This is a genomic window from Pseudomonas sp. AC247, assembly GCF_979258015.1.
The window spans coordinates 6,366,963-6,383,055 of the sequence record NZ_OZ409829.1; the positions used below are offsets into that span (position 1 = coordinate 6,366,963).

The 16,093-nt window shown below is 60.5% G+C and carries 12 protein-coding genes; 8 read left to right on the forward strand and 4 right to left on the reverse strand.

The window, feature by feature from the left end; translation table 11 throughout:
• Position 1 precedes the first annotated feature (1 nt).
• From dgcA to ACZZ0B_RS28880, 5 genes are all read left to right on the forward strand, one after another.
• A complete protein-coding gene (dgcA, locus tag ACZZ0B_RS28860; RefSeq protein WP_016983627.1) occupies positions 2-2,062 on the forward strand; it encodes a dimethylglycine demethylation protein DgcA in 2,061 nt (686 codons plus the stop codon).
• A 163-nt stretch (positions 2,063-2,225) separates the two neighbouring features.
• On the forward strand, positions 2,226-4,175 hold the full coding sequence (gene dgcB / locus ACZZ0B_RS28865; RefSeq protein ID WP_463546811.1) for a dimethylglycine demethylation protein DgcB: 1,950 nt from the start codon (positions 2,226-2,228) through the stop codon (positions 4,173-4,175).
• Positions 4,175-5,395, forward strand: coding sequence for an electron transfer flavoprotein subunit alpha (gene etfA / locus ACZZ0B_RS28870; protein ID WP_440095878.1), 1,221 nt, complete (start codon positions 4,175-4,177; stop codon positions 5,393-5,395). The genes dgcB and etfA overlap by 1 nt, the downstream gene beginning before the upstream one ends.
• Before the next feature lie 9 nt (positions 5,396-5,404).
• On the forward strand, positions 5,405-6,175 hold the full coding sequence (gene etfB, locus ACZZ0B_RS28875; protein ID WP_463546812.1) for an electron transfer flavoprotein subunit beta: 771 nt from the start codon (positions 5,405-5,407) through the stop codon (positions 6,173-6,175).
• Positions 6,176-6,329: 154 nt separating this feature from the next.
• Positions 6,330-6,896, forward strand: coding sequence for an N-acetyltransferase family protein (locus tag ACZZ0B_RS28880; RefSeq protein ID WP_463546813.1), 567 nt, complete (start codon positions 6,330-6,332; stop codon positions 6,894-6,896).
• 757 nt (positions 6,897-7,653) lie between these two features.
• On the opposite strand, the gene gbcA is transcribed toward ACZZ0B_RS28880, so the two are convergent.
• Positions 7,654-8,949, reverse strand: a complete 1,296-nt coding sequence (gbcA, locus tag ACZZ0B_RS28885) for a glycine-betaine demethylase subunit GbcA (RefSeq protein ID WP_008083155.1) — start codon at positions 8,947-8,949, stop codon at positions 7,654-7,656.
• Positions 8,950-9,246: 297 nt separating this feature from the next.
• Here gbcA and gbcB point away from each other — a divergent pair, with 297 nt between their 5' ends.
• The gene (gbcB, locus tag ACZZ0B_RS28890) at positions 9,247-10,347 is read left to right on the forward strand and encodes a glycine-betaine demethylase subunit GbcB (protein ID WP_007911227.1); all 1,101 of its coding nucleotides are present in this window, start codon (positions 9,247-9,249) and stop codon (positions 10,345-10,347) included.
• A 100-nt stretch (positions 10,348-10,447) separates the two neighbouring features.
• On the opposite strand, the gene ACZZ0B_RS28895 is transcribed toward gbcB, so the two are convergent.
• The 3 genes from ACZZ0B_RS28895 to ACZZ0B_RS28905 form a co-directional block, all read right to left on the reverse strand.
• A complete protein-coding gene (locus ACZZ0B_RS28895; protein WP_463546814.1) occupies positions 10,448-11,272 on the reverse strand; it encodes an SDR family oxidoreductase in 825 nt (274 codons plus the stop codon).
• 179 nt (positions 11,273-11,451) lie between these two features.
• The gene (locus ACZZ0B_RS28900) at positions 11,452-11,985 is read right to left on the reverse strand and encodes an REP-associated tyrosine transposase (RefSeq protein WP_463546815.1); all 534 of its coding nucleotides are present in this window, start codon (positions 11,983-11,985) and stop codon (positions 11,452-11,454) included.
• A gap of 704 nt (positions 11,986-12,689) precedes the next feature.
• Positions 12,690-13,730 (reverse strand): threonine aldolase family protein, encoded by a 1,041-nt coding sequence (locus ACZZ0B_RS28905; RefSeq protein WP_064119210.1) that lies wholly within the window; start codon positions 13,728-13,730, stop codon positions 12,690-12,692.
• A 126-nt stretch (positions 13,731-13,856) separates the two neighbouring features.
• On the opposite strand from ACZZ0B_RS28905, the gene ACZZ0B_RS28910 reads away from it, so the two are divergent.
• Positions 13,857-14,567, forward strand: coding sequence for a TraX family protein (locus tag ACZZ0B_RS28910; protein WP_463546816.1), 711 nt, complete (start codon positions 13,857-13,859; stop codon positions 14,565-14,567).
• A gap of 257 nt (positions 14,568-14,824) precedes the next feature.
• Entirely contained in the window at positions 14,825-16,078 is a 1,254-nt protein-coding gene (locus tag ACZZ0B_RS28915; protein ID WP_008086924.1) for a serine hydroxymethyltransferase, read from the forward strand.
• Positions 16,079-16,093: the final 15 nt, after the last annotated feature.

Below are 16,093 nucleotides of genomic sequence, written 5' to 3' on the forward strand. Positions count from 1 at the left end.
CATGGCTTTCGAAGCAATGTTCCAGCCGATCCAGATCGGCAAACTGACCATCCGCAACCGCGTGCTCAGCACCGCGCACGCCGAGGTCTACGCGACTGACGGTGGCATGACCACCGACCGCTACGTCAAGTATTACGAAGAGAAAGCCAAGGGCGGCATCGGCCTGGCGATCTGTGGCGGCTCCTCCGTGGTCGCCATCGACAGCCCGCAGGAGTGGTGGAGCTCGGTCAACCTGTCGACCGACCGAATCATCCCGCACTTCCAGAATCTGGCCGACGCCATGCACAAGCATGGCGCCAAGATCATGATTCAGATTACCCACATGGGCCGGCGCTCGCGCTGGGACGGCTTCAACTGGCCGACCCTGATGTCGCCGTCGGGCATCCGTGAGCCGGTGCACCGCGCCACCTGCAAAACCATCGAGCCGGAAGAAATCTGGCGGGTGATCGGCAACTACGCCCAGGCCGCGCGCCGGGCCAAGGCCGGTGGTCTCGACGGCGTTGAGCTGTCAGCGGTGCACCAGCACATGATCGACCAGTTCTGGAGCCCGCGCGTCAACAAGCGTACCGACGAATGGGGCGGCACCTTCGAAGGCCGGATGAAGTTCGGTCTGGAAGTGCTGAAAGCCGTGCGCGCCGAGGTCGGTGACGATTTTTGCGTGGGCATGCGTCTGTGCGGTGACGAGTTCCACCCGGACGGTTTGTCCCACGAGGACATGAAGCAGATCGCCAAGTATTACGACGACACCGGCATGCTCGACTTCATCGGCGTCGTCGGCTCGGGTTGTGACACGCACAACACCCTGGCCAACGTGATTCCGAACATGAGTTATCCACCGGAGCCGTTCCTGCATCTGGCCGCCGGGATCAAGGAAGTGGTCAAGGTGCCTGTGCTGCACGCACAGAACATCAAGGACCCGAACCAGGCTACGCGGATTCTTGAAGGCGGCTACGTCGACATGGTCGGCATGACCCGCGCGCACATCGCTGACCCGCACCTGATCGCCAAGATCAAGATGGGCCAGATCGACCAGATCAAACAGTGCGTCGGCGCCAACTATTGCATCGACCGCCAGTACCAAGGTCTGGACGTGCTGTGCATCCAGAACGCCGCGACCTCCCGTGAATACATGGGCGTGCCGCACATCATCGAGAAATCCACCGGGCCGAAACGCAAAGTGGTGATCGTCGGTGCCGGCCCTGCCGGCATGGAAGCGGCACGCGTTGCCGCCGAGCGTGGCCACGACGTGACCCTGTTCGAGAAGAAAGAATTCATCGGTGGGCAAATCACCACCGCCTCGAAAGCACCGCAGCGCGACCAGATCGCCGGCATCACCCGCTGGTTCCAGCTGGAGCTGGCGCGGCTGAAAGTCGATCTGCGCCTGGGCACGGCGGCTGATGCCGACACCATCATGGACTTGCGTCCGGACGTAGTGGTGCTGGCGGTCGGCGGGCATCCGTATCTGGAACAGAACGAACACTGGGGCGCTGCCGAAGGGCTGGTGGTCAGCAGCTGGGACGTGCTCGACGGTAAGGTTGCGCCGGGCAAGAACGTGCTGGTCTACGACACCATTTGCGAGTTCACCGGCATGTCGGTTGCCGACTTCCTCGCCGACAAGGGCAGCCAGGTCGAGATCGTCACCGACGACATCAAGCCGGGCGTGGCCATCGGCGGTACGTCGTTCCCGACCTACTACCGCAGCATGTACCCGAAAGAAGTGATCATGACCGGCGACATGATGCTGGAAAAGGTCTACCGCGAAGGCGACAAGCTGGTCGCGGTACTGGAGAACGAATACACCGGCGCCAAAGAGGAACGGGTGGTCGACCAGGTGGTGGTGGAGAACGGCGTGCGTCCGGATGAGGAAATCTACTACGCGCTCAAAGAGGGTTCGCGCAACAAGGGTCAGATTGACGTCGAAGCGTTGTTCGCGATCCAGCCGCAACCTTCGCTGAGCGAGGCGGGCGACGGCTACTTGCTGTTCCGCATCGGCGACTGCGTGGCGCAGCGCAATACCCACGCCGCGATCTATGACGCCCTGCGGCTCTGCAAGGATTTCTAAGGGCTAGTGAACCGATCGTTCCCACGCTCTGCGTGGGAATGCCGCAATGGACGCTCTGCGTCCGCTTGGGACGCGGAGCGTCCCGGGATGCATCCCCACGCAGAGCGTGGGAACGATCATTGAACGCCGTGTTTCTCCAGGTTGTACTGGTGGGAGCTTCACCATGTTGAACACCCTTCTTCCAATCCTGTTGTTCGCAGCTATCGGCCTTGGTGTCCTCGGCGCGTTGCGGCGGGTGGCCATGTGGCGTCGGGGCCGGGCCTCGAAGGTCGATCTGATCGGCGGCCTGTTGGCCATGCCCAAGCGCTACATGGTCGATTTGCACCACGTGGTGGCGCGGGACAAATACATCGCCAACACCCACGTGGCCACGGCCGGCGGTGCGGTGGCGTCGATTGTGCTGGCGCTGCTGGTGCACGGTTTCGGCCTGCATAACCGCATTCTCGGTTACGCCTTGCTGCTGATGACGGCGGTGATGTTCGTCGGCGCGATCTTCGTTTATCTGCGTCGGCGCAACCCCCCGGCGCGGCTGTCGAAAGGCCCGTGGATGCGCCTGCCGAAAAGCCTGTTGGCGTTCTCGGCGTCGTTCTTTCTGCTGACATTGCCGGTGGCTGGAATACTGCCGGAGAACTTCGGTGGCTGGGTGCTCGCGGGCATCCTCGGGATCGGCGTGCTGTGGGGCGTGTCGGAACTGTTCTTCGGCATGACCTGGGGCGGGCCGATGAAACACGCCTTCGCCGGTGCGTTGCATTTGGCTTGGCACCGTCGCGCTGAACGCTTTGGCGGCGGTCGTTCCACCGGTTTGAAGCCGCTGGATCTGAACGATCCGAACGCACCACTGGGGGTGGAAAAACCCAAGGATTTCACCTGGAACCAGTTGCTCGGTTTTGACGCCTGCGTGCAGTGCGGCAAGTGTGAAGCCGCGTGCCCGGCGTTCGCCGCTGGCCAGCCACTGAACCCGAAAAAGCTGATTCAGGACATGGTCGTCGGCCTCGCGGGCGGCACCGATGCAAAATTCGCCGGCAGCCCGTATCCCGGCAAACCCATTGGCGAACACAGCGGTAATCCGCATCAACCGATCGTCAACGGTCTGGTCGACGCCGAAACCCTGTGGTCGTGCACCACCTGCCGCGCCTGCGTCGAGGAATGCCCGATGATGATCGAGCACGTCGATGCCATCGTCGACATGCGCCGTCACCTGACCCTGGAAAGAGGCGCGACCCCGAACAAGGGCGCCGAAGTCCTCGAAAACCTCATCGCCACCGACAACCCCGGCGGTTTCGCCCCGGGCGGGCGAATGGACTGGGCGGCGGACTTGAACCTCAATCTGCTCAGCGAAAAGAAATCCACCGACGTGCTGTTCTGGGTCGGCGACGGTGCGTTCGACATGCGCAACCAGCGCACCCTGCGCGCCTTCGTCAAAGTGCTGAAAGCGGCGAAAATCGACTTCGCCGTGCTTGGTCTTGAAGAGCGTGACAGCGGCGACGTAGCGCGCCGTTTGGGCGACGAAGCAACCTTCCAGTTGCTCGCCAAACGCAACATCCAGACCCTGGGCAAATACAGCTTCAACCGCATCGTCACCTGCGATCCGCACAGCTTTCATGTGCTGAAAAACGAGTACGGCGCGTTCGACGGCAACTACCTGGTGCAGCACCACAGCACCTACATGGCGGAAATCATTCAGGCCGGCGCGCTGAATCTTGGCCAGCACAAAGGCAACAGCGTGACCTATCACGATCCGTGCTATCTCGGCCGCTACAACGGCGAGTACGAAGCGCCGCGTGAAGTGCTGCGTGCGCTCGGCATCGAAGTCAAAGAGATGCAACGTTCCGGCTTCCGTTCGCGCTGCTGCGGCGGTGGCGGCGGGGCGCCGATCACTGACATTCCGGGCAAGCAGCGGATTCCCGACATGCGCATGGAAGACATCCGCGAGACCGGCGCCGAACTGGTAGCCGTGGGTTGTCCACAGTGCACGGCGATGCTCGAAGGCGTGGTCGAACCGCGTCCGCTGATCAAGGACATTGCCGAACTGGTCGCCGACGCGCTGCTTGAAGACGCCGCGCCGAGCAAGCCTGCGACCCCGGCCAAACGTGAACCTGCGGAGGCCCACTGATGAGCGACATTATCCGCCGCGACCCGCGCGCTGAATGGATTGCGCGTAACCGCCTGCACCCGCTGCACGCGGCGATGCAACCGGCGCAACACAGCTGGATGGGGCCGAATGGCGTCATCCGCAAGAATCTGCACGGCATCGGTTTTATCGGCCCCAATGGCATCAAACGTATCGATCGCAGTGGCGCGCAACAGGGCGGTGCGGTCAAACGTTCGGCGACTGTTGAAGTGCAATTGCCGCTGCATCAAGTGCCGGCCCCGGCGTTCTATATCAACGTGGTGCCGGACATGGTCGGTGGCCGCTTGAGCAGCCACGACCGTGACTTGCTCGGCCTTGCCCATCAACTCGCTGGCCAGGACGGCGCCGTATTGGCGGTGGTCTTTGGCGAGCACAAGGAAAATGCTTTCGCCACTGCCGGGGTGGATCGCTTGCTGGTGCTTGAAGGTGAAGAATTCAGCGGTTATGCACCGGAGCAACGGGTACAGGGTCTGCGCGCTGTGGATAACCAGTTCAATCCGCGCCACTGGCTATTGCCAGACAGTCGCAGCGGTGGCGGCGAACTCGGTCGACGCTTTGCGGCGGCACTCGGCGAGCGCCCGGCCACACGGGTCTGGCAGGTCAAGGATCAAGAGTGCATCGGCCGCGCTGGCGCTGGGCTGCAAGACCTTGCCCGGCCGGTTGCGCGGTTGATTCTGGCTGCCGCCGAATGCGCCGAGCCGGTCAGCGAAACCCGTCATGAAGCCTTGCCGGTGGAGTTATCCACAAGCGTCGCGCGCAGCCTGTCGCGAATCGAAGATCTCGGTGCCGTAGCAGTAGATCCGGCGGCGATTCCGATGGCCGAAGCCGAATTCATTTTCTCCGGCGGCAACGGCGTCAAGGACTGGCAGCTGTTCCACGCAACGGCGGCGGCGCTCGGTGCTACCGAAGGCGCCTCGCGGGTCGCGGTGGACGATGGCTTCATGGCGCGTGATCGTCAGGTCGGCGCGTCGGGCACCTGGGTCACCGCGCGGGTCTATGTGGCTGTGGGTATCTCCGGGGCGATCCAGCATCTGCAAGGTATTGGCGCCTGCGACAAGGTGGTGGCGATCAATCTCGATCCGGGTTGCGACATGATCAAGCGTGCCGATCTCTCGGTGATCGGCGAGAGCGCGGCGATTCTGCAAGCGTTGATCGAAGCCGTTTCGGCTTACCGCAATGAATCCAAGCGCGATGCGGCCTAAGGAAACGCGATGAACACGAAAGTTATCAGTCTGGTTTCAATCGGCGCCCACCCGACTTCCGGTCGCCCGCGTCGCGCCGACCAGGACGCGCGCGCCGTGGAGTTGGGCCTGCAACTGGCTGGGGATAACCTGCAAGTGCTGCACGCCGGCGACGTGGCGGAACCGGCACTGCGCGCCTATCTGGGCATGGGCCTGGAGCAGATGCATGTGCTGGAGCAGCCCGCTGGCGCCGATGCCTTGCCAGCGTTGACCGCGTATCTGCGTGATGCCGGTGCGCAAGTGGTGCTGACCGGCAGCCAGGCGGAAACCGGTGAAGGTTCGGGGATGTTGCCGTTCCTGTTGGCCGAAGGGCTGGGCTGGCCGCTGGTGGTTGGGCTGGCGCAGGTCGAGTCGATCAGCGACGGCTCGGCGCTGGTGCTGCAAGCCTTGCCGCGTGGTCAGCGGCGACGGTTGAAGGTGAAGCTGCCCTTTCTGGCGACTGTGGATAACGCTGCGCCGAAACCTCGGCAGAGTGCTTACGGCCCGGCGCGGCGTGGGGTATTGGAGGCTGACGACGTCGAGGTTGTTGACGATGAACTCCTGTCTGTAGCCACCCTGCAACCGGCCAAACCAAGGCCTAAACGCCTGAAAGTGATCAAAGCCAAAAGCGGCGCCGACCGCATGAAAGCCGCGACCGCCAAAGCCACTGGCGGCGGTGGGCAAGTGCTCAAAGGCGTCACCCCACAAGCCGGCGCCGAAGCCATCCTCAAACTGCTGATCGAAGAAGGCGTCGTCCGCTGACACCCGACACCCCCCAAATCTCTGTAGGAGCTGACGAGTGCAACGAGGCTGCGATCTTTTGATCTTGTTTTCAAATACCAAGATCAAAAGATCGCAGCCTCGTTGCACTCGTCAGCTCCTATAGGTTGGTGGGTTTGCCATAGGAATAATGTGAATGACCGTTGAGTTTCGACCTGCACTGCGCACGGATGCGCGCGACATTGCGCGTTTGTTTCAGATCTCTTCGGAGGGGGCCTCGGATTATATCTGGAGCCAATTGGCGGAGCCGGGTGAGGCATTGCTTGATGTCGGTGAGCGGCGCTATGCCCGCGACGACGTGGATTTCTCTTGGCAGAACTGCCTGATCGCCGAGGCTGCAGGTCAGGTTGTTGGCATGATGCACAGCTACGCCATGCGCGAAGATCCCGAGCCAACGCCGCCCACCGATCCGGTGCTGGCACCGTATGCCGATATGGAAGTGCCGGATTCGTTGTACATCTCCAGCCTGGCGCTGCATGAGGGCTGGCGCAATCTGGGCTTGGGCGTGCAGTTCCTCCAGCATGCCCAGGCGCGTGCTGAGCAACTGGCGCTCAAAGGCCTGAGCCTGATCGACTACGCGGCCAACTCCGGTGCACGGCGATTCTATGAGCGCCATGGCTTCGGCATCGTCAAAACCTGCCAAGTGGTTCCGCATCCGATGATCCGGGTGACGGGCGAGGCCTATCTGATGCACCGAGCATGAACTCGGTTATCCACTGACGAGGGTTTACACACAATCCCTGTTGGTCAGTCTGTGGATAACGTGTTCGCCCTTCGCTGCAAGCCATGTCCGCCGTGGCTTGCAGGCCGCAGATCAAAAAACAACCAACCTAACTTACGGTTTTTACGGGATTTTTCTGCGGGTTAACTGCGTAAGTTACCCTCGATCTCTGTTGGCGCTTCTGTGGATAAGATGTTCGCTAACCCATGAGAGCTATATAAAACGTGGCTTTCAGAGGGTTGATCAATAACTGATCAATTTGCGCTTTTAACCCGATGAATTGCCCGTAGAGCCTGATATTTCGCAGTCTTCAGGGCTTTTCCACAGCAGGCGCAAAGTTACCCCCGATCTCTGTTGGTGCTTCTGTGGATAAGGTGTTTGCCATCCGCTGTATGGCACGAACGGCGTGGCTTGCAGGCTGTTGATCAAAAAGCGATCAATGTGTTTTCAAAACGGTACTTCTGGATAAGTCACGGTTTTTCTTTGCAAATCAGTGGGATATTTTCCGAGTCATCCACAGTTGTCCCCATTTGCTGTGGGTGGGTGTGTGGATAACTTGTTTGCGGAAGGCTGGGGGGCTTGGTGGGTATGGGGTGCGGGGTGGTTGATCAGAAATTGTGCAATCAGGATTTGGAGGAAAGGGTGAATGTGAGGACGCCTTCGCGGGCAAGCCTTGCTCCTACAGGGGAACGCATTCCACCTGTAGGAGCTGCCGAAGGCTGCGATCTTTTGATCTTGCTCAGCCCTGAACCGGGACGCCTTTGAGGTAAGGCGCAGGCTCAGCCCCAAGGTTGTTCAGCAAGCGCTCGCTGTACCAATCCACGAAGTTGACCACACCAAACTCATAGGTCTTCGAATAAGGCCCAGGCTGATACGCCGTCGAGTTGATCCCGCGCTGGTTCTCCTCAGCCAGACGCCGATCCTGATCATTGGTCGCATCCCACACCTGACGCATGCGCTCGACGTCGTAATCCACGCCCTCGACCGCGTCCTTGTGCACGATCCACTTGGTGGTGACCATGGTTTCCTGCGCGCTGATCGGCCACACCGTGAAGACGATGATGTGGTCGCCCATGCAGTGGTTCCACGAGTGCGGCAGGTGCAGGATGCGCATCGAACCGAGGTCCGGGTTCTTGATCCGGCCCATCAGTTTCGCGCAACCCTGTTTGCCGTCGAGGGTCATCGACACGGTGCCCTTGAGCAACGGCATGCGCACGATGCGGTTGCGCAGGCCGAAACTGGCGTGGGCATAAGGAATCTTCTCGGCCTCCCAGGCCGCGGCGGAGGCGGCGACGTGATCCTTGAACGCCTGATCGGCGCGCGGATCGGTGACGTCGTCCCATTCCAGCAGGGTTTTCAGCAGTTCCGGGTGCGACGCGTTGCAGTGGTAGCACTCGCGGTTGTTTTCCAGCACCAGTTTCCAGTTGGCCTTTTCCATCAAGGTGGTGGTGATCGCCACCTTGGTGTTCTCCATGTCGTACGGTTCCATGTAATGGTTCAGCGTCGACAGGAAGTCATCAATGGCCGGTGGATTCTCCGCCAGGCTGATAAAGATGTAGCCGCCGGCGGTCTTCACGTTCACTGGTTTGAGGCCGTACTGCTTCATGTCGAAGTCGGCGCCCATTTCGGTGCCGGCGAACAGCAGGCGTCCGTCCAGCTCGTACGTCCACTGGTGGTAGTGGCAGACCAGTTTGGCGACTTTGCCCTTTTCGCTGGTGCACAGGCGCGAGCCACGGTGGCGGCAGACGTTGTGGAAGGCATGAACCACACCCTCGGCGCCACGAATGACGATGATCGGGTTCTTGCCGATCTGCAGGGTCAGGTAGTTGCCTTTCGCCGGGATCTCGCAGGTCATGCCGGCGATCAACCACTCTTTCTGGAAGATCTCCTGCATGTCGATATCGAAGAGTCGTTCATCGCTGTAAAACGGTTGTGGCAGCGAAAACGTCCGCTCGCGCTCCTGGAGCATTTGTGCGGTGGCCTTGCGTGCGGGTTCCAGCGGATCGCCCAGGCTGATTTTTGCGGTGACGTCCATCGATGTGATCCTCATGGCCATCTGCGTGGCCGGCGAAAAGTGGCTGATCAGGTGTGCTGCTAACGGTTGCTACGCAAGGTGTAAAGAAGCTGTCTTGGTGTTGGGGCGAGTGTGGGGCCGGCGCGGGGCGGAACCTTATCCATGGGCGACATGGTGCAATCTGTTCCCGACGCGCAACCCCCGGTGGTTGGGGGCTGGTCGCGATAAGTATGCCGATGTCGCGGATAGGTAAACGGGCGGTTCGCGCTATACGCAGAATCGCCGACATGAGGCCGACAGTCGGCCGTGGAGAACAGCATGTCCAACAGCTTCCTGAATCCGGTCACCACCCAGACCTGGGCCAATGGCCGACACATCGTCCGTTGCGTCAAAGTCATCCAGGAAACCTGGGACGTGCGCACCTTCTGCTTTATGGCCGACCAGCCGATCCTGTTCTTCTTCAAACCCGGGCAGTTCGTGACCCTGGAGCTGGAAATCGAAGGCCAGCCGATCATGCGTTCGTACACCATTTCCAGTTCGCCATCGGTGCCGTACAGCTTTTCGGTGACGATCAAACGGGTGCCGGGGGGCAAGGTCTCGAACTGGTTGCACGACACACTGCATGAAGGGCAGGAGTTGGCGGTGCACGGGCCGGTCGGGCTGTTCAACGCCATCGACTTCCCGAGCCCGAAAGTCCTCTACCTGAGCGGCGGCGTAGGTATCACGCCGTGCATGTCGATGGCGCGCTGGTTTTACGACACCAACGCCAACGTCGACATGACCTTTATCCACAGCGCACGCTCGCCGAAAGACATCATTTACCACCGCGAGCTGGAGCACATGGCGTCGCGGATCGACAACTTCAGCCTGCACCTGATCTGCGAGAAGCATGGCTTGGGTGAGCCATGGGCCGGTTATCGCGGTTACCTGAACCACAAGATGCTGGAACTGATGGTGCCGGACTTCCTTGAGCGCGAAGTATTCTGCTGCGGCCCGACGCCGTACATGAACGCGGTCAAGCGCCTGCTGGAAGTGGCTGGTTACGACATGTCGCGTTATCACGAAGAATCCTTCGGTGCGACGCCACCAGAAGCGCGTGCCGATGCGGTGGAGCAAGCCGAACAGGCAGCGGATGCGCCGGAGATCGATGCGGCGGATCTGCATCAGGTCGAGTTCACCTCGTCCGGCAAGAGCATTCGGGTGGCCCCGGGTGAGACTGTGCATGCGGCGGCGGCCAAGCTTGGCCTGATGATCCCGAAAGCCTGCGGCATGGGGATTTGCGGGACGTGCAAGGTGCTCAAGCTGGGCGGCGAAGTGGAGATGGAGCACAACGGCGGGATTACCGAGGACGACGAGGCCGAGGGGTTCATCCTGTCGTGCTGCAGTGTGCCTAAAGGTGACGTCCGTATCGATTTCTAACGGGATCCCTATGTAGGAGCTGCCGAAGGCTGCGATCTTTTGATCTTGTTTTTGAAGATCAAAAGATCGCAGCCTTCGGCAGCTCCTACATGGGTTTTGTTCAGTCGATGAACAGGTCCGGCATCAGGGTTGCGGTGCTGTCCGGTTCAAACCGGTAGTGATTGAACTCGGTCATGCCGTGCTCGCGCAAAATTTCTTCATCAATCAATAGCCGCCCGGTGATCTGCCGTTCGCGGCTATCCAGAATCACATGCGCTGCATCCGCCATGATCGTTGGCGTTCGCGCCTGCTTGAACGACTCCCGATTTCCCAACTGAAACTCGATCGCCGCTGTAGCAATCATCGTCTGCGGCCACAGGGAATTGACGCTGATGCCGTAACCGGCAAACTCCTCACTCATCCCCAGCGTCAGCATGCTCATGCCGTACTTGGTCACGGTGTAAGGGCTGAACTGTGCAAACCACTTGCTCGCCAGATTCAGCGGTGGCGACAGGTTGAGAATGTGCCCGGCGGATTTTTTCAGATAGGGCAGGGCGGCCTGGCTGCACAGCAGCACTGCGCGGGTGTTGATCTGGTGCATCAGGTCGAAACGTTTCAGTTCGACGTGTTGCACACCGGTCAACTTGATCGCCCCGGCGTTGTTCACCAGCGCATCGATCGCGCCGAAATGTTCGTTGGCCTGGGCCAATGCCCGGCGCACGCCGTCCTCATCACGCACATCCACCTGCAACGCCAACGCCTTGCCACCCGCCGCCTGGACTTCGGCGGCGACGCTGTGGATGGTGCCGGGCAATTTGGCGTGGGGTTCGGCGCTCTTCGCCGCAATCACGATATTGGCCCCGTCCCTCGCGGCACGTAGCGCAATCTCACGGCCAATGCCACGGCTGGCGCCGGTGATGAACAGGGTTTTGCCTTGTAACGACATGCCGATGCTCCTGCTTATTGTTATGTGAGCGGAGGGCTCGACAGACAATGTAGACCAAGAGGCAACGCAATTTTGATCGTTCCCACGCTCCGCGTGGGAACGATCAAGGTCAGGCGGACTCAATTTGCTCGTTCCTACGCTCTGCGTGGGAATGCAGCCCGGGACGCTCTGCGTCCCATTCAATACCAGTACTGAACCTCAATTAGCCCCGGCATTCCCGCGTAGTCCCTGGCACTCGAATAACGCCAATGCTCCGGCAAGTCCACATACCCGCGTTTCACTGGATTGTTGTGGATGTATTCAAGCTTCTGACGCATCACCGATTCGCTATAAACCATCTCTGCGTGGGAGCCTTCCTGCCACAACTGGTAAACCCGATCCTGCTTATGCGCGCGTTTGCTAAAGCGCAGGCGTTGCAGAGCTTTGTCGGCACCTTTGCTTTGCAGATCATCGATGATTTGACGCGCGGTGAAAGATTTGAATTGGCTGAGGCATTTACTCAGGTTGGGCGCCTGAGCGACGAATTGAAGATGGTTTTCCAGAATCACGTAGCCGTACAGCTTCAAGTCATGGTGGGTCTGTTGATATCGCCAGCAGTTGAGCAGGTGGTCGACGATGTAGGGGCGGATGAACAGCGGTAACCATCCCATGATCGTGCAAGTCAGGAAATGCGGTTTGTCGGTTTCAGTAATGGTGTAGCGGCTGCGGCCCATGGGATTCTTCCTTGAATCTTGCGGTGTGACGGGAATGGAACGCGGAGCGTCCCGGGAGGCGTTACCACGCGGAGCGTGGGAACGATCAGGGTGAGGCGGGCGAAGTGATCGCGCTAGCAGAGAAGTCTGAAGTGCCGGTGGGAAAAGTCATTCCCGGCCGAAGATCGTTCCCACGCTCTGCGTGGGAATGCAGCCACTGACGCTCCGCGTCATAGCGGTGTTTAGCATGTGGGGCTGGAACGCGGAGCGTCCCGGGAGGCGTTACCACGCGGAGCGTGGGAACGATCAGGGTGAGGCGGGCGAAGTGATCGCGCTAGCAGAGAAGTCTGAAGTGCCGGTGGGAAAAGTCATTCCCGACCGAAGATCGTTCCCACGCTCCGCGTGGGAATGCAGCCACTGACGTTCAGCGTCATAGCGGTGTTTAGCATGTGGGGCTGGAACGCGGAGCGTCCCGGGAGGCGTTACCACGCAGAGCGTGGGAACGATCAGGGTGAGGCGGACGAAGTGATCGCGCTAGCAGAGAAGTCTGAAGTGCCGTTGGGAAAAGTCATTCTCGGCCGAAGATCGTTCCCACGCTCTGCGTGGTAATGCAGCCACTGACGCTCCGCGTCATAGCCGTGTTTAGCATGTGGGGCTGGAACGCGGAGCGTCCCGGGAGGCATTCCCACGCGGAGCGTGGGAACGATCAGTGCGCAGGAGTCAGGTCAGGCGGACATGACTTCGCGGATGTCGCGGGCCAGTTCGCGGACGCGTTCTTCTTCGGTGTCCCACGAGCACATGAAGCGTGCGCCGCCCTTGCCGATGAAGGTGTAGAAACGCCAGTTCTTCGCGGTCAGGGCGGCGATGGCCGGTTCCGACAGTTGCAGGAACACGCCGTTGGCCTGCACCGGGAACATCAGTTCGACGCCGGGAATGTCGCTAACCAGTTCCGCGAGTAATTGCGCGCAGTGGTTGGCGTGGCGCGCGTATTTCAGCCAGGCGTCGGTTTCGAGAATGCCGACCCACGGTGCCGAGAGGAAGCGCATTTTCGACGCCAACTGACCGGCCTGTTTGCAACGGTAATCGAAATCTTCCGCCAGTTTGTGGTTGAAGAACAGAATCGCCTCACCCACGGCCATGCCGTTTTTCGTGCCGCCGAAGCACAGCACATCGACACCGGCCTTCCAGGTCAGGTCTGCTGGCGAGCAGCCTAAGAACGCGCAGGCGTTGGAAAAACGTGCGCCGTCCATGTGCAGGTGCAGGCCCAGTTCCTTGCAAGTGGCGCTGATGGCGCGGACTTCTTCCGGGGTGTAGACGCTGCCGACTTCAGTGGCTTGGGTCAGGGTGACCACGCGCGGTTTCGGGTAGTGGATGTCTTGGCGCTTGAGCGCGACTTCGCGGATCGACTGCGGGGTGATCTTGCCGTTTTCAGTGCCGGCGATCAGCAGTTTCGAGCCGTTGGAGAAGAATTCCGGAGCGCCGCATTCGTCGGTTTCGACGTGAGCGGTTTCCGAGCAGATCACGCTGTGGTAACTCTGGCACAGCGACGACAGGGCCAGCGAGTTGGCGGCGGTGCCGTTGAAGGCGAAGAACACTTCGCAGTCGGTTTCGAACAGTTTGCGGAAATGGTCGGACGCGCGTGCAGTCCATTCATCGTCGCCATAAGCGCGCTGGTGGCCGTGGTTGGCCTGCTCCATCGCAGCCCAGGCTTCAGGGCAGATACCGGAGTAGTTGTCGCTGGCGAATTGTTGGCTCTTGTCGGTCATGGCCGGCTTCCGTGGTCGAGACTCTTGTGAAGGCTCGTGGTCAATGATGGTGCGCACTTTACCGAAGATCTTCCGGGGAGCACACGGGATGTCGCTGTCAGAACATTACATGGACGCAGGCCGATTATGCACCTGACTAAACGCGACGGCGCGCTGGATCTGCTCAAGTGGCTGGCGCTGCTGAGCATGTTGCTCGATCACCTGCGATATGTCGGGTTCTCCGCCGATTGGCTGTACGTGCCGGGGCGGTTGGCGTTTCCGTGGTTTTGCCTGGCGATGGCGGCGAATCTTTCGCGCGATGGATCGCGGAGAATGGAGTGGCGGTATCTGGGCTGGTTGTTGCTGTTCAGCCTGGTGAGCGAGATTCCGTACCGGCTGTTCATTCCCGATCCCAATACACTGAATGTGCTGCCGACGCTGGCGCTGGGGTTGCTCGTGGCGCGTGCGTGGCAGGACCCCTCGATCATGGCGCGATTGTTGGGTGTCGCCGCACTGGCGCTGGCCGTTGTGTTCCCGGAGCGACTGATGTTCGGCTTCTTCGGGGTATTGCTGCCGTTGGCGATGCTGCTGGTGTTTCGCCGCCCGTGGTATTTCAGCGCGCTGTCGGGATTGATTTGTCTCGCCGCCAATCAGTGGCAGGTGCTGTATGAGTCGGCAATCTTCGGTAATAGCGTCGCCATTTTTGGCATCGCCACCTGTCTGTTCGCGCCAATGCTCGGAGTGTTTCTGTTGCGACATGGGCGACATCTCCGGCCACCGCCAATGCGCCGCTGGGCTTACGCCCTCTACCCCGCGCATTTCCTCCTGCTGCTCGCCATCCGCCAGTTGCTCGCATAACCCCTGTAGGAGCTGCCGAAGGCTGCGATCTTTTGATCTTGGAAATCAAAGTCAAAAGATCGCAGCCTTCTGCAGCTCCTACAGGGGGATGCATTCTTTGGGTCATTTTCAGCCATGTCGTAAACGCACCTTTGCGTGGCGTCCGCAGGCATTTGAGCTGTCTGCGCCGGTCATACCATCGGCATCAAAGGGCACTGCCGTGATTGCCAGTGCCTTACCGAGACGAATGGCGCACAGATGCCGCTGGGAGAGACGCGATGTTCAGCAAGCAAGACCAGATCCAGGGTTACGACGATGCACTGCTGGCGGCGATGAATGCCGAGGAGCAACGTCAGGAAGATCACATCGAGCTGATCGCGTCGGAGAACTACACCAGCAAACGCGTGATGGAAGCGCAAGGCAGCGGCCTGACCAACAAATACGCCGAAGGCTATCCGGGCAAGCGCTACTACGGTGGCTGCGAGCACGTCGATAAAGTCGAAGCACTGGCCATCGAACGCGCCAAACAACTGTTCGGCGCCGATTACGCTAACGTCCAGCCACACTCCGGTTCCTCGGCCAACAGCGCTGTTTACCTGGCGCTGATCCAGCCGGGCGACACCATCCTCGGCATGAGCCTGGCCCACGGCGGTCACCTGACCCACGGCGCGAAAGTGTCGTCCTCGGGCAAGCTCTACAACGCTGTGCAGTACGGCATCAACACCGACACCGGGCTGATCGATTACGACGAAGTCGAGCGTCTCGCCGTCGAATCCAAGCCGAAAATGATCGTCGCCGGTTTTTCCGCTTACTCGAAGACCCTCGACTTCCCACGCTTCCGCCAGATCGCTGACAAGGTCGGCGCGCTGCTCTTCGTCGACATGGCCCACGTCGCCGGTCTGGTCGCCGCCGGTCTGTACCCGAACCCGCTGCCGTACGCCGACGTGGTCACCACCACCACGCACAAAACCCTGCGCGGTCCACGTGGCGGCTTGATCCTGGCCAAGTCCAACGAAGAGATCGAGAAGAAGCTCAACGCCGCCGTATTCCCCGGCGCTCAGGGCGGCCCGCTGATGCACGTCATCGCCGGTAAAGCGGTGTGCTTCAAGGAAGCGCTGGAGCCAGGCTTCAAGGCCTATCAGCAACAAGTGATCGACAACGCTCAGGCGATGGCCAGCGTATTTATCAAACGTGGCTACGATGTAGTGTCCGGCGGTACTGACAACCATTTGTTCCTGGTCAGCCTGATCCGTCAGGGCCTGACCGGCAAAGACGCCGACGCCGCCCTCGGCCGTGCGCACATCACCGTCAACAAGAACGCCGTGCCGAATGACCCGCAATCGCCGTTCGTGACCTCGGGCCTGCGCATCGGCACCCCGGCGGTCACTACTCGTGGCTTCAAGGTGACCCAGTGCGAAGTGTTGGCTGGCTGGATCTGCGACATTCTCGACAACCTCGGTGATGCCGACGTCGAGGCCAATGTTGCCCAGCAAGTGTCGGCCCTGTGCGCAGACTTCCCGGTTTATCGCTGAGTGTTCTGGAGTAAC